The sequence below is a fragment of the Nonomuraea sp. NPDC049480 genome (genome assembly GCF_044465905.1).
GTDB lineage: Bacteria > Actinomycetota > Actinomycetes > Streptosporangiales > Streptosporangiaceae > Nonomuraea.
This window is the reverse complement of the sequence record NZ_JBITMD010000019.1, coordinates 178,574-202,821: the sequence shown is the minus strand read 5'-3', so window position 1 is coordinate 202,821 and position 24,248 is coordinate 178,574. Positions and strand designations below refer to the sequence as shown.

Here is a 24,248-nt window from a genome sequence, read left to right as displayed (position 1 = left end):
AGCAGGAAGCGGCGGAGCGGGCACTGTGAGCGCCCCTCCGTCAGGAATCGGCTGCCGCGCCGAGATCGTGACCATGCTGCACAAGCCCGGCACGGACACGAGCTTCGGCCTCGTGGCTGCTCGGCCATCGCGGGACCGTGGTGAGCGTGCTCCGTAACGACACCCTGGCCTCGCTAGAACTCGACGGCCAACAGCACGACATGCCGGGCGGGGTGCGGCGCTGGGCAGTTCACTGGGACGGCCTCTTGGCGCCCACCGACCAGGCGGGCCCGAAGCAGGCCCGCGACTACCGGCTCGGCCTCTCCAACCGCGAACGGAACGTCATACAACAGGCCGTTCCGGCCAACCATGAGGGCCCTCCGCTCCTGAACGTGTCTCCAGCCGCCACGTAGCTGATCCGGGGTCGATGGATCCGAAGGTGAGACTGGCAGGAGTCGTTGTTCAAGTGATCGGTATTCGTCAGGCTGCTCGTTCAGGTGATCACTGGGCGTGGTCGCTGGGGGCGTCGGTCAGGGTCTTGTGCACCACGCCGACTGACACCTTCATCCCGGCAGCGATGGTTTGGTACCTAGGTACAGCTCCCACGGACGCGCTCATCGCCAGGGGCGTCAATGGAAGCGGGCGAGCACCGCGTTCGGCGGCGGCATCATGACATGAGGCCCAATCGTCGATGAGTTGCCACGTGCGCCTCGATCTGGAGGCCCTCTGCGCCAGGATGGCCCCGTGCGCTTGGTAACCGATGAGGAGCGCCGCGCCCGGTTGGGCGTGCGGCACGCTCTCGCCCCCACGGCCAAAGCGGCCTCTCCCGAGGAGGCCGCCCGTGCGGTGGTGTGTCTGCACGCCACCGACCCGCCGAGCGTGCACCTGTCCTGCTGGGCACGGGTCGACGGGCTCGACATCGACGACGTCGAACGGGCGCTCTACGACACACGCTCCCTCATTCGACAGCAGTCGATGCGCGAGACCCTGTTCGTGTTTCCCCGCGATCTTGTGCCGGCGGTGTGGGGAAGTGCCTCGGCCCGGGTGGCCGCGGCCCATCGCAAACGACTGGTCAGGGACCTCCAACGCTGGGGGCCGGCCGCTGAGGGGCAGGGAGCCGCATGGCTCGCGACTGCGGAGGAGGCGGTGCTGGCACGCCTGGCCGACGGCGTGCCGCGGACGTCGAAGCGGGTACGCGAGGAAGTGCCCGAGGCCGCCGGTCTCATCGAGCAGGCTCCGGACAAGTCCTGGGGAGGACGGATCGCGATCGCTCCGCGAGTGCTCACCCAGCTGAGCCTGGACGGCGCGGTGGCGCGTGCGGCCAACGCTGGATCCTGGTACGCGAGTCGCCCGACATGGACGACGACACAGGCGTGGTGGGGGGACGAGGTGCCCGAGGCGCTTGCGGCGCGGCAGGGCTATGCCGAGTTGGTGTCCCGGTGGCTGTGGTCCTACGGTCCCGGCACCGTCGACGACCTCGCTTGGTGGCTCGGCGCCACCAAGTCCGCAGTCCGCACCGCGCTGGACGACATCGGCGCGCAGCGGGTGTTGCTGGAGGACGGCTCGGTCGGGTGGCTGCGCGCGGACGATCTCGCCCCGGTCGTCGCCGCCGAGCCGTGGGTCGCGCTCCTGCCGTTGCTCGATCCGACCGTGATGGGCTGGAAGGCACGCGCCTTCTACCTCGGTGCGCACGCGCCCCAGTTGTTCGACAGTGCGGGCAACGCCGGGACCACCGCCTGGGTCGACGGACGCGTCGTCGGTGCATGGGTGCAGGATCCCGGCGGTGTGGTCGAGCTGCGCCTGCTTGATGACGGTGTCTCCCCGCAGGCCCGCGAGGCGTTGGCGGCCGAAGCGCGGCGGCTCAGCGCGTGGCTCGACGGCCAGCGGGTGTTCACCGTCTATCCTTCACCGGCCATGCAGCCCGGCGCCGGGCGTTGACGCAAAAGGGGTGGCGGGTGGGCCGGGGCCTGGGGCGGTGCGTGTTTCCTCCGTGTCCGCTACTCCGTGTCCGCTACTCCGTGTCCGCTACTCCGTGTCCGCTACTCCGTGTCGGCACCGCCCGGTTCTGCCCCTGAAGACCGTTGCGCGGGTCACGGGGGCTCTTGTGTGCCGGCGGTGAGGCGTCGTCCCCAGGCGCGCATGTAGGCGATGGCTTCCGGTGGGCCGTGGACCACAACGGGGGCGTCGAGTGCTCCGATGCAGAAGGTGGCCCAGTCCAGGGAGTCGGCGGCGATCTCCACCCGGCACGAGGTGTCGTCTATGGGTTCCACCGTCCCGTAGTGCGCGATCTCCTCCCGCACCCGTTCGGCGGGGGCCCCGACCGTGGCGCGGACGGGATATCTGGCGGGCATCGCCCTGATCCGGGCGCGCACGTACTCGACGGGATCATCGGCGGGCAGGGCGCGGCGAGCGAACGTCGTGCCGGTGCGGCTCGCATCACCGATGCGATCGACGCGGAAGGTGCGCCAGTCGGCCCGGTCGAGGTCCCAGGCGATGAGGTACAGGCGGTTCTCGACGCGGGCGATGTGGTGCGGGTGGACTGTCCTGGCCGCGGTCTGACCGGTGCGGGTGCGGTAAGCGAACTCCACCGTCTCGGTGTCGCGGCAGGCCAGGGCGAGGGTCGTCAACGAGGCGACATCGGTGATGTCCACGCGTGCCTCGGGGTTTCGCGCCGGGACGGCGACGGCGCGGAGGCTGTCGATGCGGCGTCGGATCCGCACGGGAAGCACCTGGACGATCTTGGCCATAGCGCTCAGCGCGGCGTCGGCTGATGTCGGGAAGGGGCCGGAGGCGATCTCTTGGAGCCCCATGACGATGGCGGCGGCCTCGTCCTCGCTGAGTACCAGGGGCGGGAGTGAGGCGCCGGGGCTGAGTTGGTAGCCGCCGCCGGTGCCCCGTGTGGCGGTGATCGGGTACCCGATCTGCTGGAGGCTGTCGATGTCGCGGCGGAGCGTGCGCTGGCTGACGCCGAGGCGGCGCGCGAGCTCGTGGCTGGGCCAATGGCGCCGGTTCTGCAGCAGTCCGAGGAGTTCGAGGACGCGGATGCCGGTCGACATGAGCCCACTCTAGGCCCACTTGTGGACATATAGCGGCCACAAGCCCAGTGATGATGGGAACCGCCACCGAAGCGGAATGGAGCGTAGGCCGACACATGATCAGCACTGCCAATTTGTGCCGGAGTTTTCGGGCTCCCAACGGCGATGAGGTCCGCGCCGTCCGTGGCATCGACCTCTCCGTGGCGCACGGGGAAACGGTCGCCGTTCTCGGCCCCAACGGCGCGGGCAAGAGCACGCTCATGCGGATGCTCTCGACGCTGCTCCCACCCACGGGCGGCACCGCGCGTGTCGCCGGCTTCGACGTGCGGACGCAGGCTCCGCTGGTGCGCGAGCGCATCGGCTACGTCGGCCAGGGCAACGGCGCCGGGCACACCCAACGGGCCCTTGACGAGGTCGTCACCCAGGGCCGCATCTACGGCCTCGACCGGGCCGCGGCCCGCGCCCGAGCCGCCGAACTGCTCTCATCGATCACGGGCGCATCATCGCCGAGGGCACGCCGTCTCAGCTCAAACAGCGTCATGTCGGGGACCGGCTGACGCTGGAAACAACCGACCGCGCTTCCGCCGAGCGCCTGCGTGGCCTCCTTACGGCGATGGACGGTGTCGGGACGGTGACCCGGCAGGGTGATGCGGTCACCGGGCAGGTCGGCGACGGCCGCGCGGCACTGCCGAGCGCGATCGCCGCCGCCCGGGACCAGGGGATCACCGTGGTCACAGCCGATACCCGGCTCCCCACGCTCGATGACGTGTTCCTCGAACTCACCGGCCGGAGCCTGCGCGACGCCGGCGGGCGACCGGCCACCGGCACCGAGGACAGCGACCAGACACCGGAGAAGGCCGCATGAGCACCATCACCCCGCCCCGCAGACGCAACGTCGCAGGCGATATCCTCATCGTGATGACCCGCGAGTTGCGCCCCGTGGCAGGTGACCCGTTCTCCCTGGTCGTCGGAGTGATCCAGCCGCTGTTCTTCCTGCTCCTCTTCGGGCCCCTGGTCGTGCACGACACGACGACCGGGACCGCACACCAGTCCCCGTGGGCGTGGTTCGTCCCGGGGATCCTCGTGATGACCTCGCTCTTCGGAACGGCGGGGACCGGATCGAACCTCCAGTACGACCTCCAGGACGGCTCGCATGAACGCCTCCTGGTCACGCCGTTGGCGCGCTCGTCGTTGTTCATCGGACGCGCGCTCAAGGAGTTCGTGCCACTCGTCGTCCAGGCCGTCGTGGTCATCCTGGTCATGGTCCCGTTCGGTTTCCGCCCCGATGTCGGCGGCGGCGTCCTGGGCCTGGCGCTCCTGGGTGTCCTCGGCGTCGGGATCGGGTCACTCAGCTACGCACTCGCCATCGCCGTGCGCGAGCAGGACTGGATGTTCTGGACCGTGCACCAGACGGTCCTCTTCCCGCTGATGATCCTCTCCGGGATGCTGCTCCCCCTCGATGAGGGACCGCAGTGGATGCGCGTCCTCGCGCAGTTCAACCCCCTCACCCACGTCGTCGAGGCCGAACGCGACCTCTTCGCCGGACAGATCGCGACCCCCGACGTCGGCTACGGATTCCTCGCCGCCGGCACGACCGCCGTCCTCGGCTTCGTCCTCGGGCTTCGCGCCCTGCGCGCCGGCACCGACTGACAACACCCGCACGAAAGGACCCATGAACATGCGCATCCTCGTCACGGGAGCGACCGGCCAGGTCGGGCGGCACCTCGTCACGCAACTCCACGAAGCCGGACACGACGTCCGCGCACTCTCCCGCACCCCCGCCAAAGCCGACCTCCCGACCGGTGTCGAGGTGGTGGCGGGCGACCTCACCGATGCCGCCACGCTCGGAGCTGCCTTCGAAGGGGTGGACGCGATCCACCTGATCACCTTCGGCGGCGACGGCGACCTGACCAACGGCCCCGAGATCATCGACCTCGCCGCACGCCACGGCATCACTCGGGCCACGGTCCTCGGCGGCTGGTCGCCCACCAGTATCGAAAGCGCCCTGGAGTCCAGTGCGATCCGCTGGACCCTGCTGCAGCCGGCGGAGTTCATGTGCAACGCCCTCGAATGGGCCGATGAGATCCGCTCCCAGGGCACCGTGTCCATGCTCGCCACCTTCCCCAGCGCGATGGTGCATGAGGCCGACATCGCCGCCGTGGCCGCCACCGCGCTCACCCACGAGGGCCACGAGGGTCGTAGCTACCCGATCACCGGGCCCGAAGCCCTAACCCCGGCGGAACGCACCCGGATCATCGCCGAGGCCACCGGGCAGGACATCGCCTTCGTGCACCTGAGCGAGGACGCGGAGCGCGCCCGGCTGCGCGGCTACGGATACGACGAGGACTACGTGGAGTTCGGAATCCAACTGGCCACGAACCCGCCCGACGTCAGCGGTGTGGTCCTGCCCACCGTCGAGGACGTCACCGGTACGCCCGCGCGAACCTTCGCCCAGTGGGCGCGGGAACATGCTGAACGGTTCCGCACCGCACCCTGACCCCCACGGGCCGAACCCGGGGCGCCGCCCAGCGGAGATGCGGAGCATTGGCACCCTGGGAAGGAGCTAGCGGACGCCCTGCCACTCCGGGTGACGGGATCCGTTGCGGGGGCGGCTCCAGGTAGCTGCCGTGAACCTGGCGGCACTGCTTGAGCAGCTCCTCCCGCACCCGCTCGGGAGCCCGTTCGGCGTGCGCGACGTTCACGGCCAGCCAATCGGTCAGCTTGTCGGCATCGGCAACCGAGCACTCCCGAAAGCCGAGATGATCGCGGATCTCATCGCGATGACGCTCGATCGTCCGGCCTGACCAGTCGTACAGGCCCAAGCTGCCGACCGGCGTCTTGGTCTGCTTCGCGACGTAGTCGACCACCTCGTCAGGAAACTCCGCCCGCCCGCGCGGGAAGCGCCCGTACTGGGTGAAGTACTTCAGCAGCAGCGCGAAGGCCAGACGAGTGCCTTCCTTCTTCGCGCTGACCAGGCCGGCCTCATCGCTCAGCACAGTCCAGTGCTCAATCAGTTCATCCATGCCAAGCGGCGGATGCTCCATGCCCCATAGATCCGCTCTAGGCGGTCGGGTATTACAGGGAGGTCAGCCTAAGAATCTTCCAGGTTCGGCGGCACGTGACACGTTGGTTAACGGCACCTCAGCTTCGCGAGACCCTCACCGACCCGCTCGCGGCGGCCGGTCGGATCCGGCTCCTCGACGGGGAAACGCCGCTACGCGCCGGGCGTACGGTCGCCACGCTCGGTCACACGCCCGGGCACCAAAGCGTGCTGGTCGCCGACGGCGCGAGCTGGCGCTCATCACCGGCGACCTCCTGGTGCACGCGTTTCAGCTGCTCCACCCCGCGAGATCGCCTGCTCGCATGAGATCGACCGTGAGGCGGCCAGGCACGCAAGGAAGCGCATGCTCGGCCGCGAACCCGCTACCACGCTGTACCTGGCGACGCCGCATCTGACGGAGCCGTTCATCTCGGTGTGATCGCGGCCGTCCGAGTCGTTCGGCACGGGTCAGGCCGCGTGGGCATGCAGACGCTCCAATTTCTTGGTGGTCTCGTCGTCGGCGGGACTGAAGACCTTGAGGCGGCAGCCCGGTGGTTGTCGCCGCGCCATATCGCTGTGCTCAAGGTGGCGGGGCGCCGCACCGGGAACCTCACCTCGGTCCCTGTCGCGGTCACCGGCCAACACGGCGCCGATTTCCTCGTCTCGATGCTCGGGCCGGACACGGGCTGGGTGCGCAACGTCAGGGGCGCGGGCGGGAAGACCGCGCTACGCCGTCAGGGCCGCGAGGCGCCGATCCTGCTGGAGGAGGTCCCGTCAGCGGAAGAACGGCAGGACCATCTCCACCAGCGCCTCGACGTCATCGTCGACCATCGGCTCGCCGGTCATGCCCATTCGGTGGAGCAAGGTCCCGACGACGACGTCGATGAAGAACAGGACCCGGTACTCCGGCTCGCCGAGCGCGTCCTGGAGCGCGAGCCGGTAGGGGTCCTGCAGCCGCGAGGAGAGGATCTCGCGCAGCTCCGGATCGCTGACGGCGTCACTGAACACGCCCGCGAACGTATCGCCCACCCCCGGCTCGCCGATCTTGCCCGCGGTCCAGCGGATGGCCGAGGACATGATCTCGGCCCGGCTGCCGCCCTCCAGCGGCACCGGGCCGAACGCGTCGAGCAGGCAGTCCACGACCAGCGCCCCCTTCGTCGGCCAGCGACGGTAGATCGTCGTCTTCGCGATGCCGGCCGCAGCGGCGATGCGCTCCACCGTGGCACGCGCGTAGCCCAGCTCGTGGACCGTGCTCAGCGTCGCGGCGAAGACCACGTCGTTGATGCCGGAACGCGGACGGCCGGGCGGCCGGGCGGGTGTGCTCGAAGTCATACTCACACGATACCGAGTTGCGCTACCGTAGGATTCGAAACCAGAGGTAGCGAAACCTGAGGAGAGGCCCATGAACGACATCACCGCGATGCGGCCTGCGCAGCCGGACTGGTCCACGGTGACGGCCGAGGAACTGATCGCCTACCGAGACGCCGAGAACCGCGTCCGGGCGTCCACGGCGGCACGGGTGATCACCGGGGAGCCGGACCCCGGTGCCACGATCAGCTGGCAGCAGGTGGCGCTGACCGGCCGCGAGCTCCCCGTCCGGGTGTACCGCCCCTTGGCCGCAGGCGCCCTGCCCCTCGTGATCCACGTGCACGGAGGCGCCTTTGTCGGCACGGCCGCGCAGTGCGACTGGGTCAACAGCCACCTCGCCGCCCACCTGCCGGCGGTCGTCGTCTCGGTCGAGCACCGCCTCATCGACTGGGAGACGCCGCTGTCTGCCGCCGTCGACGACGGCTGGGACGTGCTCCGGCACGTGGTGGAGCACGCCGGGACGTGGGACATCGATCCGGCCCGCGTCGCCGTCTTCGGCGAGAGCGGCGGCGGGCTGATCAGCGCGCTGGCGGCCATCAGGGCCAGGCGGGCCGGCCTGGGGCTGCGGGCGCAGGTGCTGGTCAACCCGGCGGTCGACGTGACCTCGACGGCCTGGACGTACGACTCGATGACCCAGTACGCGGACACGCCCACCCTGTCCGTGCCGCTGCTGCGGTTCTTCCAGCGGCTGGCCATTCCTGAGGGCGCCGACGCCCGCGCGCTGTCGCCGCTGTACGCCGACGACCTGAACGGGCTGGCCCCGGCACTCGTGGTGGTACCGACTTGCGACCCGATCGCCGACCACGGCCGCCGCTACGCCGAGCGGCTCCAGGCGGCCGGGACGCCCGCGCGGCTCAGCGAGTACCCGGAGGCGGGGCACGGGTTCCTGAGCATGCCGGGCATGGCGCCCCAGGCGACGCCCGCGCGGGCGGAGATCGTCGCCTTCCTCCGGGAGTGCCTCGGTGAGTGACACCCGGCCGGACCCCGGCACCGTGGCCGGGCTGTTGCGCCCCGCACGCCGGCAGTTTCGCCGCCCTGGTGATCCTGCAGGTGATCGCACCGTGGCGGGCCTGGCGCCGATTCTGGCGGTGGCCGAGCTGAGGCGCGCCTTACTGTCGCCCGGCCCGGTCGATCGCGCTCATGTCTGGTTCGTGGTGCTCGCCGGCGTGGCCCGGCCTGCTGGTTCTGTCACATCAGCTGCCGTCGCGCCGCGTCCGCCCAGCTCGTCGTCTGCCGCCACGACGGCGATTCGGCTCCACTATGTGTCACATCGCCTGCCTGGACGACGTCCGTGTCCGTCGTGTCCTTCCCCGGCCCGCCCGCCGATCCCCCGCCCGCCGATCCCCCGCCCGCCTTGTCGATGACGGTCGCGGTCGAGCGCTTCGGCCACCGCGATCCGGCTGCGGACCGCCTCCACCGAGGCCCTGCTGCGCCGGTTCACCAGCGAGACCACCCACCCCGCCTACGCCGCGATGCTGGAGGTCGGCCGCGCCCAGCGCACCGTCTTCCTGGACCGCTGGCTTCGCGACCGCGATCTTCGGCGGGAGACCGAATCCGGGCTGAACGTGGTGGAGAACTACAACGGCGTCAACGACTACATCAAGTTCGGCAAGCGCGGAGAGCTCGCCTCCAACCGGCGCGAAGAACAGGAACTGGGGATGTTGTGCCTGCACATTCTCCAGTCGGCCCTCGGTCTGATCAACACGCTGATGATCCAGGACACCCTCGCCCTACCCGAGTGGGAGAACGTCCTCACCGACGCCGACCGGCGCGGGCTCACGCCGCTGTTCCACACCAACATGACCCCCTACGGTGAGATTCCCGGCGCTCGATGCCGGCGGGGCGTCGGCGATACTGTGGGCGTGGAGTACGTGTCCAGAGTGCCGAGACCGCCGCTGGACGGGCTGATCGACGACCTTTACTACCTGGAGGGTGCGCCCCCGTACGCCCGGCTGACGCTGCCGCCGATGCCGTCGGCGTTGCTCATCCTCAACCTCGGGGCGCCTTTCCGCATCCGCGCCGGCACCGACATCGAGACGGCCGAGTACGCCGACGGCTGCGTGGTCACCATGCCCACCCGCGCCTTCGAGTTCGGCTATCCGCCGGAGACCCGGTCAGTCGGCGTGCACGTCAAGCCGTGGGGGCTGGCGCCGTTCCTGCCGATGCCCGCGGCCGAGCTGTGTGACCGGCCGGTGACGGTAGAGCAGGTTTGGGGCCGGCCCGCCATTGCTGAGCTGCGAGACCGGCTGGCCACGGCGGACGGACCGCACGAGATGCTGACGCTGCTCGAGGAGGAGCTGATGCGACGGCTGTGCGAGACCGCCGGCCTGGGGCTGGTCCGCCATACGAGCAGCCTCATCGCGGCGACCAGCGGGGCGGTGGCGATCGGCGGCCTGAGCGTGGCAGCCGGTGTCAGCAGCACTCATCTGGCACAGCGGTTCAAGGAGCTCATCGGCGTCACGCCGAAGCGGCTGGCCCGCACCTACCGCTTCGCCGCCACCGTGTTCGCGATCAACCCCGCCGGACCGATCGACTGGGGCGACCTCGCCGGTGGCGCAGGCTACTTCGACCAGGCCCACTTCGGCCACGAGTTCCGGGCGTTCACCGGGCTCACGCCGACCCGGTACGTCGAAGTCCGGCGGCGGTTCCTGCGCGAACATCCCGGCCACGTGATGGACGGCTGGCCGCTGCCGGCCGATTGATTTCTTACAAGAGCGACAGCTCACGACACGCTAATTTGAGGGCACCCCAAAGCAGAGGAGAGCCCCGTGGGCAAGGTGGTCATGTACAGCTCGGTGTCGGTGGACGGCTTCGTCGCGGACGAGCATGACCAGCCCGGACCGCTGTTCGACTGGTTGTCCAGCGGTGACGTCCCGTTGGACGAGAGCGGCGAGGTGAAGGTGTCGCAGACGTCCTACGACTACACCCGGCCGTACTGGGACCAGATCGGAGTCACGATCGTCGGCCGCCACGTCTTCGACATGACGGACGGCTGGGACGGGAAGCCGCCGGGCGGGGTCGACCACGTGGTGGTCGTGACGCACCGGCCGATGCCCGAGGGCTGGGACCCCGAGGCGCCGTTTCACTTCGTCGACGGCGTCGAGGCAGCCGTGGCCAAGGCGCAGGAGCTTGCGGGTGACCGCATGGTCGAGGTCGCCGCTGGCGACGTCGGTGGCCAGGTGCTTGCCGCGGGCCTGATCGACGAGGTGCGCATGGACGTCGTACCCGTCGTGTTCGGGTCCGGCAAGCGCTACTTCGGGTCGGTCCACGCGCAGCACCTGTTGGAGGATCCTGACGTGGTGATTCAGGGCAACCGGGTGCTTCACCTGCGCTATCGGGTGCGCCGTTGACCGATCTGAGCGGGTACGCGAAGAAATCCGCTGCGAACGGTGACACAAGATCGGGCCTCCGGCTGCGTTTGCGCATCGCCGCCCCTGGTCGGGCAGCCGACGCCGATCCGCCCCAGCACCTCACCTGCGGCAAGTTCAACTCAAGATCACTGGTTGCCGGTTTCCGAGCAACTTCTGATATTGCGAGGGCGATGTGGGGCGGCAGCACCAAGCGGTACCCGAGGCGTTCACCACGATCCACGCCGCCTACGCCGCAGCGCTGAAGCGGGCCCCGCTGGACGGCGACACCCGCCGCGCCTACGACTCCCGGGTCCGGACCTTCCTCGCCTGGAGGCCAGCGGCCTCGACGGCGACCCGCTCACCGACGCCCACGACCGCGACTTCGCCGTCCGCGACTACAAGACCCATATGAAGACCGTGCTGCGCCGCGCGTCGAATACCGTCAACGCCCACCTCACCGCGTTGGACCACCTCTTCACCCAGCTCGGACTCGGCCCCGCCGTCGTCCGCCGCGACGACGCCCCCAAGCTCGCGCCCCGCGCCCTGGACGCCCGCCAGCAGAAGCGCTACCTGCGCGCCGTCGAACGCCGCCCCCTTGCCCGCGACCGCGCCATCGGCCGGCTGCTGTTCTACTCCGGCGTCCGGATCGCCGAGCTCGTCGCTCTGGACGACGACGACGTCTCGCTCTCGGCGCGCAAAGGCAAGGTCATCGTCCACTCCGGCAAGGGCGAGACCTCCCGCGAGATCCCGCTCCTGGACGGCACCGCGCGGACCTCCATCACCGAGTGGCGCACCGACCGCGCCTCCTGGCCCGGCGCCGACACCCCGGCGCTGTTCCTCAATCGCCGCGGCGGGCGTCTGTCGGCCCGGGCGGTCGACCAGCTCATGGACGAACTCGCCACCGACGCCGACATCCTCGACGACGCGGGCGCCCTCGCCCTTTCCGCCCACATCCTGCCTCCTGCGCGCGGGCGTCGACATCGTCGTCGTCGCCGAACTCCTCGGCCACACCCGCCTCGACACCACCCGCCGCTACACCCTGCCTACCCACGCCGACCTCGAAGACCGTCAGCCATCTCCCACCGATCAGTAGGGCCACCGCTGAACTGGGCGAACTTGATCGCGTGTACCTGGCTGCACGAGTCTTACCGACACCCCATTCCGGCTGTGCCGCGACCTGGTCGACATCCACGCCGTACGCGACTGGTGTCAGGCTCGCGGCGTCGTCCTGTCCGGCCTGCTGTCGAACTTCCACGACCTGGCCGCCAACGACGTGACCACCGCGCGGCTCATCAATGGGATCATCGCTGTGGGGCAGTCCCAGCGCGATCTGCAGAACGAGCTGACCACCGAAGGGGTCGCCGCGGCCGAAGCCGAAGCATGCCTCATCTGAGACATGCGGAGGGCAGGGCCGGAGTGTGCCGATGGCCACGCCTGCCTCCTGAATCCCGGTCCAGCGGTCGGCTCGCCGAGGCGGCGTTCAGCGCGGGATCGCCCAGTCCGGCGCCCACGTCCCGGCGGCGCCATGGCTGGCCGCTGTGGCGGCGAGGTGGGCGCGGAGGGTGGCCAGCGCGGGGTGGGGGTTGTCGCGGTGCCACAGGAGCGAGTGCGGGTAGACGGGCGTGGGGCCGGTCACCGGGATGCGGCGCAGGCCGTGGCCGGCGGGCCAGACGAGGCGGGTCTGCCCGCCCATGAAGGTGGCCAGGGCCGGGGTGTCGGCGATGGTGTCGAGGAGCGCGTCGGAGCCGAAGTTGGGGCCGGTCGCCTCGATGGTGAGGCCGAACTCGGCGACGAGGTCGTCGTAGTAGGCGGCCCATTCGGTTCCAGGGACGAGGCCGGGCATCCAGATCCGGTGCCCGGCGAGCTGGGTCAGGGTCACCGACCGGGCGGACGCCAGCGCGTGAGCGGGGCCGGTGAGGAGCTGGAGCGGCTCGTCGAGCACCCGGACTGACTCAATGTCCTCGGGAAGAGGCCGGCCGGGCATGGCGACGGCGCGGAAGGACGCGTCGATCGCACCGGACCGAATGGCGGCGAGGGCCGTCTCGATGTCGAACAGCATCACCACGTCGAGGTCGATCTCGGGGTGCGCGCGGTGGAAGCCGCGCATCAGGCCCGACGCCGCGCTGCGCGAGGTGATCATGTCGACGCGCAGCGGACGGCGGCCGGTGCGCACGGACGCGACCGCGCGCTCAGCGACGCGCAGCAACTCGCGGGCGTGGGGCAGGAACGCCTGCCCGTCGATGGTGAGCTCGGCGCCGCGCGGGGTGCGGGTGAACAGCCGCACCCCGAGGTTGCGCTCCAGCGCGGCGATGCGCTTGGAGACGGCCTGCTGGGTGACCGCCAGGTCGGCGGCGGCCTCCTGGAATTGTCCCGCGTCGGCGGCGGCGACGAAGGTCCGTATGGTGTCGAGTTCCATGCGGACCCACCTTACGGATACAACCGTTCGTTGTGGCTAGCGGCCCCACAGTTGTTTGATCCCCTGGTATGGCGCGCGCTTTGATGCTTGCGATCGCAAATCGGTTGTGCGAGTGAGTGGCGAGGAGCGTTGGGCATGCGGAGCGGGCACCGGCTGGGGCGGCAGTTCGGGTGGCTCTGGGGAGCGTACGGGACCAGCGCGCTCGGCACGTGGCTGGCCTTCGGCGCGTTTCCGCTGATCGCCATCCAGGTGTTGCACGCCGGGCCGGCGCAGGTCGCGGCGTTGTCCTCGGTAGGGGCTTTGGTGGGCGCGGCCGTGGCGGTGCCGCTGGGCCCGTGGGTGGAGTTCCGCCGCAAGCGGCTGGTGCTGATCGGGATGGACCTGGTGCGGTTCGCGGCGCTGCTGACGATCCCCGCCGCGTTCGCGCTCGGCGTGCTGTCCTTCGTCCAGCTCCTGCTGGTCTCGGTCGTCGTCGCGGCCGCCGACATCACCTTCCGCGCCGCCTCCGGCGCGTACCTGAAGACGCTGCTGCCGGCCGAGGACCTGCTCGTCGCCAACGCCCGATTCGAGTCCACGACCTGGACGACCACTGTCGTCGGACCGCCGCTGGGCGGTGCCGCGATCGGGCTGCTCGGTCCGGTGGCGACGGTGGTGGCCGACGCGGTCAGCTACCTGCTCTCGGCCCTGGGCATCCGCGCGGCGGGCGGCCAGGAGCCGCGGCCCCAGCGCCGGGAGGCCGCGCGCATGCGGGTCGGGGACCTGCTCGACGGATGGCGGTACATCCTCGCCGACGCGACGCTGCGTCCGTTGTTCTTTAACACCGCCCTGTTCAACGGCCTGGTGATGGCCGCCGACGCGCTGCTGGCCGTTCTGATGCTCGGCCGGCTCGGGTTCACACCGTGGCAGTACGGCCTCGCCTTCGCCGCGCCGGCGATCGGCGGGCTGTTCGGTGCGCGGCTGGCCCGACCGCTCGTCACCCGGTTCGGGCGGCACCGGGTCCTGGTCGTGGCCGGAACGCTGCGCGCGATCTGGCCGGTCGGGCTGGTCTTCCTGGGGCCGGGGACCGGAGGGCTGCTGCTGGTGATGGGCGTCGAGCTCGGGCTGATCTTCTGCTGCGGGGTCTTCAATCCCGTCTATGCCACCTACCGTCTCGAGCGCACCGCGCCCGATCGGATCACCCGCACGCTGTCCGCGTGGGCGGTGACGACCAGGGCCTCGACCGCGCTCTTGACGGCCGTCTGGGGCGTGCTGGGCGGCCTGTTCGGCCCGCGCACGGCCATCGGCCTGGCCGGCGTGCTCCTGCTGACGACCCCGCTGCTGCTCCCCCGACGCGCCGCGGCGCCCCTCGCCGAGACGGAGCCGACACCGAACCACGCCTGACGGGCCGCCACGGCCGCCGGCCGCCAAGGACTCTAACGTCGCCGGCCCGCAGTTCAGCCCTCAGCCAAGAGTCACGACAGAGTCCTCCTGCGGTGCGGAACGCCACGTCACAGCAGGGCAGGGGCGGGTTTGTTGGATTCTGCTCCCTTGCTACCGAGACCCCCAGTGATTGAGGAAGTTCGCGATGGCCACGGGCGACTCCGCCACGGTTGACACTATTGACCTCAGGTCACTATTAATGACCTGAGGTCAATAGTGCATCCCAAGGAGCGGAGACACCCATGGCGACCGACAACCAGACGTCCGGTTTCCACCTGGTCGGCAAGCTTCTCGACCCCGCGGCGAGGGCCGACCCGTACCCGATCTACGCCGAGTTCCGCACCCTCGGCCCGGTATGGATCAAGGAGATGTCCACGCTGGTGGTGGCGAACTACCGCGACTGCGAGACGCTGCTACGCGACCCGCGGCTCAGCGCCGAGCGCGACCGGTTCTTTCAGGTCGATCAGGCAGCCGACCCGTATCCCCCGGACGCTCCATCCTCCATCCGGCGGCCATGGTTCCTGTCCCTGGACCCTCCGGACCACACCCGGCTGCGGCGCCTGGTCAGCAGCGCGTTCACCGCCCGCACCGTCGCCCGGATGGAGGACTCCATCGCGCAACTGATCGAGGAGTACCTCGACCGCGCGGCCGATCGGGAGACGTTCGACGTACTGTCCGGCCTCGCCTACCCGTTACCGGTGACGGTCATCTGCCGCATGCTCGGCGTGCCGCAGGCCGACGAGCGGTTCTTCCACCGATGGTCCGCCCAGCTCACCCGGCAGCTCGACGGCTTCTCCAACCGCTACGACGGCAGCGGCGACACCCCGCAGTGGGTGCACGGCGAGGTCGAGCTGCACCGGTACGTCAACGAACTCGTCGCCGACCGGCGCAGGAGCCCGCGACGGGACGACCTGATCTCCGAACTGCTCGCCGCGCAGGACGGTGGCGACGTGCTCAGCCATGACGAGCTGGTCTCCACGATCGTGCTGCTGCTGGTGGCGGGGCACGAGACGACGGTCAACCTGATCGCCAACGGCGTGCTCGCCCTGCTACGGCACCCCGGTCAGCTCGCCGCCCTGCGCGCCGACCCAGGCAAGGCGTCCGCGGTCGTCGAGGAGATCCTGCGCTACGACCCGCCCGTCCAGCTCACCGCCCGGGTCGCCGGCGAGGACCTGCGCGCTGGAAGGGCGACGGTGCCCGCCGGCGGCCTGGTCATCCTCCTGCTGGCCGCGGCTCACCGGGACCCGGAGGCCAACCCGGACCCGGACCGGTTCGACCCGGCCCGCGAGCAGGTGCGGCATCTGGGCTTCGGCTTCGGCTCGCACTTCTGCCTCGGCGCGCCGCTGGCCAGGCTCCAAGGCCGGCTGGCGTTGGCCGCGTTCGTCCGGCGCGTCCGGGAGCCCGAGCTCATCGCCGACCCGCCACCGTATCGGGAACACCTCAACCTGCGTGGCGTCAGTGAGCTCCTCATCGCCCACGCGGGGTGACGAGGTGAGGATGGCGCCGGATGAGGGACCGAGGCACACCGACCCGCAGCGTGGACTCGGCGTCACGCAGGTCACTGCGGCCCGGGGGCCGAGCCGATGCCGGGGGCGATCCGCTGGGCTCTGGGCGTGTTCGCGGCCTGACTCTGCTCGCGGCACCGCCGGCCCTGGCAACCGAGTTCAGATGATCAAGCTGAAGAGACATCTGATGAGGCCCTCATGGTCGGCTAACCTGGTGCGATGGTCACTTCCAGGAGCCGGCGCCGCCTCACCCCGGAGGCCAGGCGCAGCGAACTCATCGACGCCGCCATCCGGCTCCTGGACTCCGGGCAGAACGTGACCAACTGGGTTCAAGCCGTCACCGCCGAAGCCGATGCCGCCAAGGGCACCTTCTACGTCTACTTCTCCTCCTGGGAGGAGATGCTCGTCGCGATACGGGACCGCGTGCTGCGTGACTACCTGGACAGGTTCCACCGGCTCGCCGAATCCACCGAGCCGATCGACTGGTGGGCCACCATCGACGCCGAATGCGCGGCGGCCATCGAGGACATCGCCCGGCCCGGCGGGCTCCATGCCGTCGTCTTCCACTCCCACTCTGCGCCCGCACCCGGGGACGACGGGCGGCCGGACACCATCGCCGCCATCGCCAAGGCACTGCGCCGCGGGATGGACGAGGGCGCGTTCCGCCGGGTCGACCCGCATATCGCGGCCACGATCCTGTTCACCGTCCTCCACGGCGCCGCGGACGCGATCGCCGCCGGAGAGCAGCCGCAACACTGGCTGACAGCCGTACGCGACCTCACCCGCCACTGGCTCGCACCACGACCGAGGGAGCAGTGACACAGGCGCCCCACAGCCTTCGGAGCCCCGGGTCGTCGGCGGCGGTGGGGTCGCGCAGGTCCCCCAACCGGCCGGGTGGTTCCGGCCGGTTGAACGGGCACGTCCCATGGAACCGGTCCTCCATACCGCGTTCATAACCCCTGCGCAGCTGGTCGTGGTGGGCGAAGAACACCGCTCGCGCCAGGCCGTTGCGGCCCTCCCCGACGTTCAGCTGGGCGCCCATCATCCTGCGGTAGTCCTCCGGATGGGCGACGTGCAGCAGGTGCATCGACTTGAAGATGCGGCCGTAGGCCAATCACGCCGGAACGGAACGTTCTCTACAGGCAATTTCCGTTCCGATGGTGGGGTGCCGTGAAGCACGGCACCCCTACTTGATCGCGGCCAGGTCCAGGACGTACATCTCGTTCTTGATCGGGTAGGTCATCAGCCGGTCGAGGCCGCTGTCGGGGATCGCCATGCTTCCCTTCGCATCCGGCCGTATGCCGAGATCGGCGGACCTGCCGGTGTCGGCGTCATACAGCGTCAGGACGGCCTGGCTTCCCGGTCCCCTCAACCTGACCTTGAAGAAGCGCTCCAGGCCGGCCTCGTCACCTGGATGGAAGGTGCTTGGCAGTTCGCGCTCGTGGGAGCCGTCGCGGTCGCGGACGAACCTACGCAGGATGGTCTGGTTCCGCACCGTGTCCGGGCACCGGCGAGTGCCGCACTTGATCTCCTTGCCGGAGCGGTCGTGGGGGCGTTTGACCTTGACGGTCTTGTACCGCACGGCCACGCCCGCGCACCGGTCGACGCCGCACCTGACCTCCTCGTCGGCGTTGACCACGGCGTCGCGCCGCTCACCGGTCTCGACGTTCAGCAGCTCGCGGAAGATCGCCTTTCCGCGGTGGATGCCCACCCACGGCCATTGCAGGACGTGGTGCCGCTCGGCGCCCTTCACCGGCTGCGGCGAGCCCCCGCTCAGCGGCACCCGGTAAACCCCGCCCTTCTCGTACGCGAAGGCCACGTCCGAACCCGTCACCGTCAGCCCGTTGATGTGCCCCTGCTTCATGACGTTTCCGAGGGGGACGTCAGTCACCGGCCGGGGCCGGCCGCCGGTGGCCGGCACCGTCCAGATCCGGGCGACCCGCGGGCCGCCCGCCTCCTTGTAGGACGCCCACCAGACGATGTTGCCGCCACCGGCGGCGACGCCGTCGGCGAAGATCGCTGATCCCTTCGTCGGGGGGATCTCGGCGATCTGCCTGGGCTGGCCGGTGCCCAGGTCGTAGCTCCACAGGAACTGACGCTTTCCGTCACTGACGCCCGTCATGACCAGCAGCGTGTGATCGTCGAGGAGTAGCTGCGGGTAGTACGCGCGGCCGTCGGGCAGCTTGGCCGGGATCTTGTGTACGGCCTGCGGCCACACCTTCTCGATGGGCGGCGGAATCTTGTCCGCCGACGGCTCGGCCTCGCCGGTCGCGCTGACCGCGGGGTGCGGCTCGGCCGACGAGCCCAGGGCGCTGACCGCCGCGCCCACCCCGCCTGCCACCAGGACCACGGCCGCGGCCGTGTGCACGGCGGCGGTCCGCGCCCGCCGCCGGCGATGGCGCGTCTTGACCGTCGCGACCAGCCCGGCTGGCGCCTGCGGCGCACGATGCGCCGCCCCGGAGAGGACGCGGCTCAGCTTGTCTTCCAGATCGGTCATCGCATGCTCCTGTGGGACGCCGGTGAGGAGGAGAGGGAGGAACGTAGCTTGTCCAGGCCCCGGAAGGCCTGGCTGCGCACGGTTCCGGGAGAGATGCCGAGCACCTTGGCGATCTCGGCGTCGCTGAGCTGTTCGTAGTAGCGCAGCACCAGCACGGCACGTTGTCTGCGGGGCAGCGCGGCCAGCTCTTCCCAGAGACCCTGTTCCTCGTCGGGAGGAAAGACTTCGTGGTGAACCCGCTCCGGCGGCTCTCCGATGAGGTGTTCACGCCTGTGCCGCCGCCAGACGCTGATGTGTAACCGTGCCATCGTGGTCCGGGCGTAGCTGTGCGGGCTGTCCTTGCGTCTCACCCTCGGCCAGGCGCCGTACAGCCGTACCAGAGCTTCCTGGACCAGGTCGGCGGCGTCATGAGGGTTTCCGGTCAGGACGTATCCGTAGCGGAGCAGGGCGTCCGTCTGCTCTGCCACGAAGTCGTCGAAGCCGGGTTCGTCATCCACTTGTAGTCCCTTCGGTCGTCACGTCCCAGACGGCCGGAGGGACGAAGATGCTGCATCGCTCGGCGAATGTGTCTGGGGACTATCCGGCCGGAATTGAACGATAAGCCTCCGCCAGAGGTCAGGCAGGGTGCGAAGGGGCGTGGGTGGTTGGTGACGCGGAGGAGTGCTCAGGTCAGGCCGCGCGGAGCGCCGGCGCCTCTTCGGTGTACCGCGCTCGCGACACGCACGGCGACCCGCCCAGACCTCCCGCAACCGGCGCTCGTTGTCCGCGAGATCCCCGGTGAACATGACGTTCAACACCAGAGGCGAACATCCTCCTGCGGTCCGGAGCGACCCGAGCGGGCGCGGCGGCGTCGGCGGCGTCGGCGGCTCGGTCAGCGTCAACCGCCCGCCGTCCCACGTGCCGACTACGGTGAAGTCGGCCCACCGGGTTCCGTCCGCCGCCTCCTGCTCAACCGTGTTCCAGTCCCAGCCCACGATGCCGCACCCGCCCTCCCCGCGGCGGGTACGTCTGGGCGACGGCCGAGCAGAGCTGCGGCTCATGCGACCGGCCCTCCAGGGGCTCAGGTAAGGCTCGAACCACAGCCGCCATCTGCGACGGACCTCCTGGTCAGAGCGCCAAGGGCAGCGTGGGGTCCTCAACGTCTGTCGAAATCTCCGGACTTGCCCGTTCACCGACGTTGATTCCGACGCGAGTTGCCGACGATGCCCACCTGGACGGCAGTACCTCCTGCGTTCCTGCGACCCGAAGGTGTCCGCCGAGGACATCGCCTGCGGCTACCGCCGACTCCTGGAAGGGGAACGGGGCCAAACGCCCGGTGGACCTGGTGCTCTCAGGTCCGCCGGGCTGCCGGGCGGGTCTTCGCAACCATGCTGCGGTCCCCCGAGGAGACCATCGCGTGAATGGGTACGGTGCTGACGCTCATGAGCGTCGCAAGGCCCCGGCGGCCCTGCTGGCGAGCGAGCGCCGGACCCATGAGGTGCATCAGGGCGGTGAGGGCCGGCATCGGACGCCCGAAGAGCGTGATCTCCGTGATGCGTGCTTGGTCGTCGAGCCGCAGCATCTGCACCTCCTCGAACGACTGGGAACCCACCCGCGCCCGGTAGACCAGTGCGTACGTGTCGCCCTCGCCGGTCTGGGTGTGGTAGTGGACGTCCTTGACCGCCGCGAACGCCACGGTCAGGAAGTCGCGCAGCTGGTCAGATCCCTCGAAGGGGAACTGGTCGGTGAGCGGCGAGCTGAGCACGACGTCCGGGCTCAGGCACGCGACCGCGGCTTCGACATCACCGCGTTCCTCGGCGGAGCGCCATCGCGCGACGGTAGCGGCGGCGGAGTGCAGGGTCTCGGACATGGGTCTCTCCCGGTATCAACGGCGCGATGGGGTTTGCGGGGTGGCGGGTGTCAGCCGGCCAGCTTGTTCATCTTGCGGATCTGCCTGTCGAAGGCCCATGCAGGAACAAAGCGGAGTATGCGCGCGCGTCCGGCCATGGGGCCGGCGGCGTAGCGCAGTTTCGGCTTCGCGTCGGTGGCTGCCGCGACGATCGCCTTGGCGACAACGGCGGGGTCGTCGCCGTCCTTGATCGCCTCCGCCATCAGGCGGTCGAAGACGTGCCGCTGATCCGCGTAGGCCTGCAGGGGCGTGTCGGGCTTCGCGCTGTTGGCCTCGAATCCGGTCTTGGTGTAGGCGGGTTCGACGAGAAGCGCCCGGACGCCGTACTCCCGGACCTCGTGGTCCAGGGACTCGGTGTAGCCCTCGACCGCATGCTTGGAAGCGCCGTAGACGGCCATGTAGGGAGCGGGGATGAACCCCTGTACGGAAGAGAGGTTGATGATGCGCCCGCGTCCCTGGGCGCGCATGTGCGGCAGGACCTCCTTCACCATGCGCATGACCCCGAAGACGTTGATGTCGAAGACGTCCTGGGCCTGCGCGACGGAGGTTTCCTCGGCCGCGCCTATCGATCCGATGCCGGCGTTGTTGACCAGGACGTCGATCCGCCCGAACCGCTCGATCACCTGCTGGACCGCGGCGGTGACCGACTTGTTACTGACCACGTCGAGGTCGAGGAACGTCACACCCCGGAGCGGGGTGACGCGTGAGGTGTCGCGGCCTGTGCCGGCCACGTCGAAACCCGCTGCGACCAGTGCGAGCGCGGTTTCCTTGCCGATGCCGGATGACGCGCCCGTCACGAGGGCCACCGGCCGATTTGTCGTCATCATGCACTCCCGAACTCATCTGGGAAACCGATCGGTTTCGCTTCGCCTCACTGTAAACCGATCGGTTTCCATGCACAAGCTCAAGCAGGGAACTGATCCCGGGCCACGTCACCGGCTGCCTTCAGGTTGAGCTGACCGGCGCCCGCCGGCATGGCGGCACCTCTACCGAGGCGATTGCCGCACGTCCGCACCTTCGACTGCGACTCCTGCCCGCCGTCGATCGATCAGGACGAGAACGCGGCACGCAACCTCGCCGCTGTGGCGGCGGACTGCACGACTGGTACCGGAGTGGCCGGAGACCAGGACACCGCCACGGCGGTGTCGAAGCCTCGTGGAGCCGACCAGAAGACCCGCGCCACCGCCCAGCCGCGCAAGCGGCGAGGCGGGCGGGCAGGTGGCGCAAACCTGCCGCAGCAGCGGCAGAAGGAAACGAGAGACCGTACTCAAGCCGAAGCGCTCACGCTTTGGTGATGCGACGGACCTTCCAGGCCGTAATGCCTGGATTGCCGAGAGTCGCTGAGACTCTCAGCAACGGTGAAGGGGCGCGAGCGGTGCCCTCCCACGCAATGGGCAGCCCAATGGCGATCGCTTACCCGCAGCTGATCTCGACGCACCCCGAAACGCTCCAGATGCAGGGATACGCCTTCGCGGCAGCCACCGACGCGCGGGCGATGACCAGATCAGCGAGCGTCCGGGCCGGCTGGATGAGGCTCCGGGAAAACATGCCCCGCCGCTGGGGCGCCGATGCCGACAAGACCACAACCTTCCCCGCGCCCGGCTGCTCATCAATTCCCTTACGATCATCGAGCTTCGCCCCGAGTGCCGGGGAGGAAGGGCATGAAGCCATGCGGGCCGTGCCGGCTGCCCGAGACCGGCATCAGCCGGCACATCAGTCACCGGACCTGCCCCGGAAAGGCGATGCGTCAGCGCATGCCGGCCGCATCGAGCAGGAGGGCCACGGTGGGTGCGATGAACCCTGTCAGGTTGTCGGCGCCGACACCCGCGCGGGCACTGGCGCCATCGAAGACCAGGATCAGCTGCCGGGCCAGCAGGTCGGGATCGCTCGCGCCACCCCGTTCGGCCTCGGCCCGGAAAAAGGCCATCAGGTTTCCCTTGATCCGGCGTGCCACCTGGCTCGCAGGGTGACTCCGGTCCTTCAGCTCGATCTGCACCGCCAGGTACCGGCAGCCTTGGAACTCGGGCGCACCCGCCTGCAGTTCCACCCGCTCGAAGACGTACAGGATCCGCTCGCGGGGTGAACGGTCGTCGTCCGCCGGGGGCAGGGCCCTTGCCGCGTAGGTGGAGGCGCGTTCCTCCAGGCTCGCCGCGAGCAGTTCGTCCTTGCTCTCGAACAGCTGGTACATGGAGCGCTTCGACACCCCCGCCGCCTTGCACAGCGCCTCGACGCCGATGCCGACACCGTCTCGGTAGGTGAGCACGGCCGCCGCATCCAGCAGCCGCTCCCGGGGACTTTGCTTCGCCTTGGTGGTCACACTGCGAGGTTAACTCGATTCCATCGGAATGGAAACCGATCGGTTTACGAAGGTTGCCGGGGGCGATATCCGGTGCCGCCCACAGCCGGAGCGGACAATGGAGTGCGGCTCTGGGCCACCGCCTCGCCGGACGCTGTCTCGTTGGTGCGGACACCAAGGGGGGCGGGGACCGGGCGCCAGCCAAGAGATGCCGGAACCACAGTTCCACCGGTAACCAGAGGCTCGCATTCCAGCGACAATCCATACCCTCGATCTGGCAAGACGGCACCGCTCGCCCCCCGCACTCCGTGACTAGACTGCCGCCATGACCACGGAGTCGTCCCCTCTCACCATCGCCCAGCTCGCCGAGCTGGCCGGAGTTTCCACCGCGACGGTCTCCAAGGTCGTGAACGGCCGTTCCGAAGTCTCGTCCGAAACCCGCGCCGCCGTGGAGGAGCTCATCCGCCGGCACGGCTACCGCCGCCAGCGCCGCCGCTCCCCACCGACGGCCATGGTGGAGCTGGTCTTCCACGCGCTGGAGGGCGACTATCCCGTCCAGATCACCAAAGGCGTGGCGGAGGTCGCCCGTGAGCACGATCTCATGGTGGGCATATCGGACCTGCGCCGTGACCACACCGCCGGGGACACCTGGCTGGCGGATGTGCTGCGGCGCCGCCCGAGCGGCGTGATCGCGGTGTTCTCGGGCCTGACCGAGACCCAGCACGAACAGCTCGCCCGCCGCGAGATCCCGCTGGTCCTGCTGGACCCGGCCGACGTTCCCGCGAGAAACATCCCGTCGGTCGGCGCCGGCAACTGGAACGGCGGGCTCACGGCCACCCGCCACCTCCTGGAGCTCGGGCATCGCCGCATCGCCATCATCACCGGGCCCGACTCCGCGCTGGCCAGCCGGGCCCGCTTCGACGGCTACCGCACCGCCCTCGACATGGCCGGCATACCCGTCGACCCGGAGCTCATCGGCCGGGGGGACTTCTTCATCGAGGGCGGCCTGGCCGAGGCGCACCGCATGCTGCGCCTGCCCGACCGGCCGACCGCGATCTTCGCCACCAACGACGGCCAGGCCATCGGCGTCTACCACGCGGCCCGCCGGCTCGGCCTGCGCATCCCGGACGATCTCAGCGTGATCGGCTTCGACGACATGCCGTCGGTGCGGTGGGCCATTCCACCGCTGACCACCATCCGCCAGCCTCTCACCGAGATGGCCGCCGCGGCCACCTCGATGCTGCTGACGCTGGCCCATGGCGAGCAACTGCCACAGAGCCGCGTCGAGCTGGCCACCGAACTCGTCGTACGCGAGAGCACCGGACCTCCCACACTTCCGACCGCCTGAGCCGAAGGGCGTTCTCGAAGAGGCAGCGGGACACGTTCACGGCAGGAGCAGTGAACCGGTCCAGTTGGCCCATTGCTCGGGTCGACGCCACCAGAGGAAAAGTAACT

The 24,248-nt window shown here is 69.7% G+C and carries 24 protein-coding genes and 1 pseudogene; 15 read left to right on the top strand and 10 right to left on the bottom strand.

All coding sequences use genetic code 11. The features are described 5' to 3' along the window. The first annotated feature begins 146 nt into the window (after positions 1–146). The gene (locus ACIBX3_RS41650; RefSeq protein ID WP_397126097.1) at positions 147–392 is read left to right on the top strand and encodes a hypothetical protein; all 246 of its coding nucleotides are present in this window, start codon (positions 147–149) and stop codon (positions 390–392) included. A gap of 331 nt (positions 393–723) precedes the next feature. Then, complete coding sequence (locus ACIBX3_RS41645) at positions 724–1,917, top strand: winged helix DNA-binding domain-containing protein (RefSeq protein WP_397126096.1); 1,194 nt, start codon at positions 724–726, stop codon at positions 1,915–1,917. A gap of 152 nt (positions 1,918–2,069) precedes the next feature. Here ACIBX3_RS41645 and ACIBX3_RS41640 read toward each other — a convergent pair whose 3' ends face one another. Further along, the gene (locus ACIBX3_RS41640; RefSeq protein WP_397126095.1) at positions 2,070–3,035 is read right to left on the bottom strand and encodes a helix-turn-helix transcriptional regulator; all 966 of its coding nucleotides are present in this window, start codon (positions 3,033–3,035) and stop codon (positions 2,070–2,072) included. A 179-nt stretch (positions 3,036–3,214) separates the two neighbouring features. Here ACIBX3_RS41640 and ACIBX3_RS41635 point away from each other — a divergent pair, with 179 nt between their 5' ends. The 4 genes from ACIBX3_RS41635 to ACIBX3_RS41620 are packed head-to-tail and all read left to right on the top strand — an operon-like array spanning position 3,215 to position 5,511. Beyond that, positions 3,215–3,571: an ATP-binding cassette domain-containing protein gene (locus ACIBX3_RS41635; RefSeq protein ID WP_397126094.1), complete on the top strand. Its 357-nt coding sequence runs from the start codon at positions 3,215–3,217 to the stop codon at positions 3,569–3,571. Continuing rightward, positions 3,499–3,879: a DUF4162 domain-containing protein gene (locus ACIBX3_RS41630; RefSeq protein WP_397126137.1), complete on the top strand. Its 381-nt coding sequence runs from the start codon at positions 3,499–3,501 to the stop codon at positions 3,877–3,879. The genes ACIBX3_RS41635 and ACIBX3_RS41630 overlap by 73 nt, the downstream gene beginning before the upstream one ends. Then, positions 3,876–4,664 (top strand): ABC transporter permease, encoded by a 789-nt coding sequence (locus tag ACIBX3_RS41625; RefSeq protein WP_397126093.1) that lies wholly within the window; start codon positions 3,876–3,878, stop codon positions 4,662–4,664. Before ACIBX3_RS41630 ends, ACIBX3_RS41625 begins: the two co-directional genes overlap by 4 nt. 22 nt (positions 4,665–4,686) lie before the next feature. Next, positions 4,687–5,511 (top strand): NAD(P)H-binding protein, encoded by an 825-nt coding sequence (locus ACIBX3_RS41620; RefSeq protein WP_397126092.1) that lies wholly within the window; start codon positions 4,687–4,689, stop codon positions 5,509–5,511. On the opposite strand, the gene ACIBX3_RS41615 is transcribed toward ACIBX3_RS41620, so the two are convergent. After that, positions 5,438–6,058, bottom strand: a complete 621-nt coding sequence (locus tag ACIBX3_RS41615; protein WP_397126091.1) for a DUF4158 domain-containing protein — start codon at positions 6,056–6,058, stop codon at positions 5,438–5,440. The two genes, ACIBX3_RS41620 and ACIBX3_RS41615, sit on opposite strands and share 74 nt — an antisense overlap. 74 nt (positions 6,059–6,132) lie before the next feature. Here ACIBX3_RS41615 and ACIBX3_RS41610 point away from each other — a divergent pair, with 74 nt between their 5' ends. Continuing rightward, positions 6,133–6,381 carry a hypothetical protein gene (locus ACIBX3_RS41610; protein WP_397126090.1) on the top strand — a complete coding sequence of 83 codons (249 nt, stop codon included), beginning with the start codon at positions 6,133–6,135 and terminating at the stop codon, positions 6,379–6,381. Between the two features lie 447 nt (positions 6,382–6,828). Here the strand turns inward: ACIBX3_RS41610 and ACIBX3_RS41605 are convergent, their stop codons facing one another. Beyond that, positions 6,829–7,386, bottom strand: coding sequence for a TetR/AcrR family transcriptional regulator (locus tag ACIBX3_RS41605; protein WP_397126089.1), 558 nt, complete (start codon positions 7,384–7,386; stop codon positions 6,829–6,831). 70 nt (positions 7,387–7,456) lie between these two features. On the opposite strand from ACIBX3_RS41605, the gene ACIBX3_RS41600 reads away from it, so the two are divergent. The 4 genes and pseudogenes from ACIBX3_RS41600 to xerC form a co-directional block, all read left to right on the top strand. Further along, the gene (locus tag ACIBX3_RS41600; RefSeq protein ID WP_397126088.1) at positions 7,457–8,392 is read left to right on the top strand and encodes an alpha/beta hydrolase; all 936 of its coding nucleotides are present in this window, start codon (positions 7,457–7,459) and stop codon (positions 8,390–8,392) included. A 424-nt stretch (positions 8,393–8,816) separates the two neighbouring features. Beyond that, positions 8,817–10,124, top strand: coding sequence for a Tn3 family transposase (locus ACIBX3_RS41595; RefSeq protein WP_397126136.1), 1,308 nt, complete (start codon positions 8,817–8,819; stop codon positions 10,122–10,124). Positions 10,125–10,190: 66 nt separating this feature from the next. Beyond that, positions 10,191–10,772, top strand: a complete 582-nt coding sequence (locus ACIBX3_RS41590; protein ID WP_397126087.1) for a dihydrofolate reductase family protein — start codon at positions 10,191–10,193, stop codon at positions 10,770–10,772. Between the two features lie 408 nt (positions 10,773–11,180). Then, positions 11,181–11,630, top strand: a pseudogene (xerC, locus tag ACIBX3_RS41585) (tyrosine recombinase XerC); the annotation flags it as partial. Between the two features lie 622 nt (positions 11,631–12,252). Here xerC and ACIBX3_RS41580 read toward each other — a convergent pair. Then, the gene (locus tag ACIBX3_RS41580; RefSeq protein ID WP_397126086.1) at positions 12,253–13,188 is read right to left on the bottom strand and encodes a LysR family transcriptional regulator; all 936 of its coding nucleotides are present in this window, start codon (positions 13,186–13,188) and stop codon (positions 12,253–12,255) included. A 135-nt stretch (positions 13,189–13,323) separates the two neighbouring features. Here ACIBX3_RS41580 and ACIBX3_RS41575 point away from each other — a divergent pair, with 135 nt between their 5' ends. The 3 genes from ACIBX3_RS41575 (at position 13,324) to ACIBX3_RS41565 (ending at position 16,931) form a co-directional block, all read left to right on the top strand. Continuing rightward, positions 13,324–14,568 carry an MFS transporter gene (locus ACIBX3_RS41575; protein ID WP_397126085.1) on the top strand — a complete coding sequence of 415 codons (1,245 nt, stop codon included), beginning with the start codon at positions 13,324–13,326 and terminating at the stop codon, positions 14,566–14,568. A 281-nt stretch (positions 14,569–14,849) separates the two neighbouring features. Then, positions 14,850–16,094, top strand: coding sequence for a cytochrome P450 (locus ACIBX3_RS41570; protein ID WP_397126084.1), 1,245 nt, complete (start codon positions 14,850–14,852; stop codon positions 16,092–16,094). A gap of 237 nt (positions 16,095–16,331) precedes the next feature. Further along, positions 16,332–16,931, top strand: a complete 600-nt coding sequence (locus tag ACIBX3_RS41565; protein WP_397126083.1) for a TetR/AcrR family transcriptional regulator — start codon at positions 16,332–16,334, stop codon at positions 16,929–16,931. Here ACIBX3_RS41565 and ACIBX3_RS41560 read toward each other — a convergent pair. The 6 genes from ACIBX3_RS41560 to ACIBX3_RS41535 all read right to left on the bottom strand — a co-directional run bounded on the left by ACIBX3_RS41560 (position 16,891) and on the right by ACIBX3_RS41535 (position 22,814). After that, positions 16,891–17,226 carry a Tn3 family transposase gene (locus tag ACIBX3_RS41560; RefSeq protein WP_397126082.1) on the bottom strand — a complete coding sequence of 112 codons (336 nt, stop codon included), beginning with the start codon at positions 17,224–17,226 and terminating at the stop codon, positions 16,891–16,893. The genes ACIBX3_RS41565 and ACIBX3_RS41560 overlap by 41 nt on opposite strands. A gap of 72 nt (positions 17,227–17,298) precedes the next feature. Then, positions 17,299–18,609: a TolB family protein gene (locus tag ACIBX3_RS41555; protein ID WP_397126081.1), complete on the bottom strand. Its 1,311-nt coding sequence runs from the start codon at positions 18,607–18,609 to the stop codon at positions 17,299–17,301. Further along, positions 18,606–19,106, bottom strand: a complete 501-nt coding sequence (locus ACIBX3_RS41550; protein WP_397126080.1) for a SigE family RNA polymerase sigma factor — start codon at positions 19,104–19,106, stop codon at positions 18,606–18,608. The genes ACIBX3_RS41555 and ACIBX3_RS41550 overlap by 4 nt, the downstream gene beginning before the upstream one ends. A gap of 833 nt (positions 19,107–19,939) precedes the next feature. Then, on the bottom strand, positions 19,940–20,458 hold the full coding sequence (locus tag ACIBX3_RS41545; RefSeq protein ID WP_397126079.1) for a nuclear transport factor 2 family protein: 519 nt from the start codon (positions 20,456–20,458) through the stop codon (positions 19,940–19,942). Between the two features lie 50 nt (positions 20,459–20,508). Next, complete coding sequence (locus tag ACIBX3_RS41540; protein WP_397126078.1) at positions 20,509–21,321, bottom strand: oxidoreductase; 813 nt, start codon at positions 21,319–21,321, stop codon at positions 20,509–20,511. 923 nt (positions 21,322–22,244) lie between these two features. Then, a complete protein-coding gene (locus tag ACIBX3_RS41535; RefSeq protein ID WP_397126077.1) occupies positions 22,245–22,814 on the bottom strand; it encodes a TetR/AcrR family transcriptional regulator in 570 nt (189 codons plus the stop codon). 304 nt (positions 22,815–23,118) lie between these two features. Here ACIBX3_RS41535 and ACIBX3_RS41530 point away from each other — a divergent pair, with 304 nt between their 5' ends. Continuing rightward, positions 23,119–24,141, top strand: a complete 1,023-nt coding sequence (locus tag ACIBX3_RS41530; RefSeq protein WP_397126076.1) for a LacI family DNA-binding transcriptional regulator — start codon at positions 23,119–23,121, stop codon at positions 24,139–24,141. The last annotated feature ends 107 nt before the right edge of the window (positions 24,142–24,248 follow it).

What these genes read in the sequence shown, in the direction of transcription:
- ACIBX3_RS41620 (WP_397126092.1), top strand. Translation starts at nt 4,687, where the DNA reads ATGAACATGCGCATCCTCGTCACGGGAGCGACCGGCCAGGTCGGGCGG.
- ACIBX3_RS41605 (WP_397126089.1), bottom strand. Translation starts at nt 7,386, where the DNA reads ATGACTTCGAGCACACCCGCCCGGCCGCCCGGCCGTCCGCGTTCCGGC.
- ACIBX3_RS41580 (WP_397126086.1), bottom strand. Translation starts at nt 13,188, where the DNA reads ATGGAACTCGACACCATACGGACCTTCGTCGCCGCCGCCGACGCGGGA.
- ACIBX3_RS41540 (WP_397126078.1), bottom strand. Translation starts at nt 21,321, where the DNA reads ATGACGACAAATCGGCCGGTGGCCCTCGTGACGGGCGCGTCATCCGGC.
- ACIBX3_RS41565 (WP_397126083.1), top strand. Translation starts at nt 16,332, where the DNA reads ATGGTCACTTCCAGGAGCCGGCGCCGCCTCACCCCGGAGGCCAGGCGC.
- ACIBX3_RS41555 (WP_397126081.1), bottom strand. Translation starts at nt 18,609, where the DNA reads ATGACCGATCTGGAAGACAAGCTGAGCCGCGTCCTCTCCGGGGCGGCG.
- ACIBX3_RS41545 (WP_397126079.1), bottom strand. Translation starts at nt 20,458, where the DNA reads ATGTCCGAGACCCTGCACTCCGCCGCCGCTACCGTCGCGCGATGGCGC.
- ACIBX3_RS41570 (WP_397126084.1), top strand. Translation starts at nt 14,850, where the DNA reads ATGGCGACCGACAACCAGACGTCCGGTTTCCACCTGGTCGGCAAGCTT.
- ACIBX3_RS41625 (WP_397126093.1), top strand. Translation starts at nt 3,876, where the DNA reads ATGAGCACCATCACCCCGCCCCGCAGACGCAACGTCGCAGGCGATATC.
- ACIBX3_RS41600 (WP_397126088.1), top strand. Translation starts at nt 7,457, where the DNA reads ATGAACGACATCACCGCGATGCGGCCTGCGCAGCCGGACTGGTCCACG.
- ACIBX3_RS41575 (WP_397126085.1), top strand. Translation starts at nt 13,324, where the DNA reads ATGCGGAGCGGGCACCGGCTGGGGCGGCAGTTCGGGTGGCTCTGGGGA.
- ACIBX3_RS41640 (WP_397126095.1), bottom strand. Translation starts at nt 3,035, where the DNA reads ATGTCGACCGGCATCCGCGTCCTCGAACTCCTCGGACTGCTGCAGAAC.
- ACIBX3_RS41530 (WP_397126076.1), top strand. Translation starts at nt 23,119, where the DNA reads ATGACCACGGAGTCGTCCCCTCTCACCATCGCCCAGCTCGCCGAGCTG.
- ACIBX3_RS41615 (WP_397126091.1), bottom strand. Translation starts at nt 6,058, where the DNA reads ATGGAGCATCCGCCGCTTGGCATGGATGAACTGATTGAGCACTGGACT.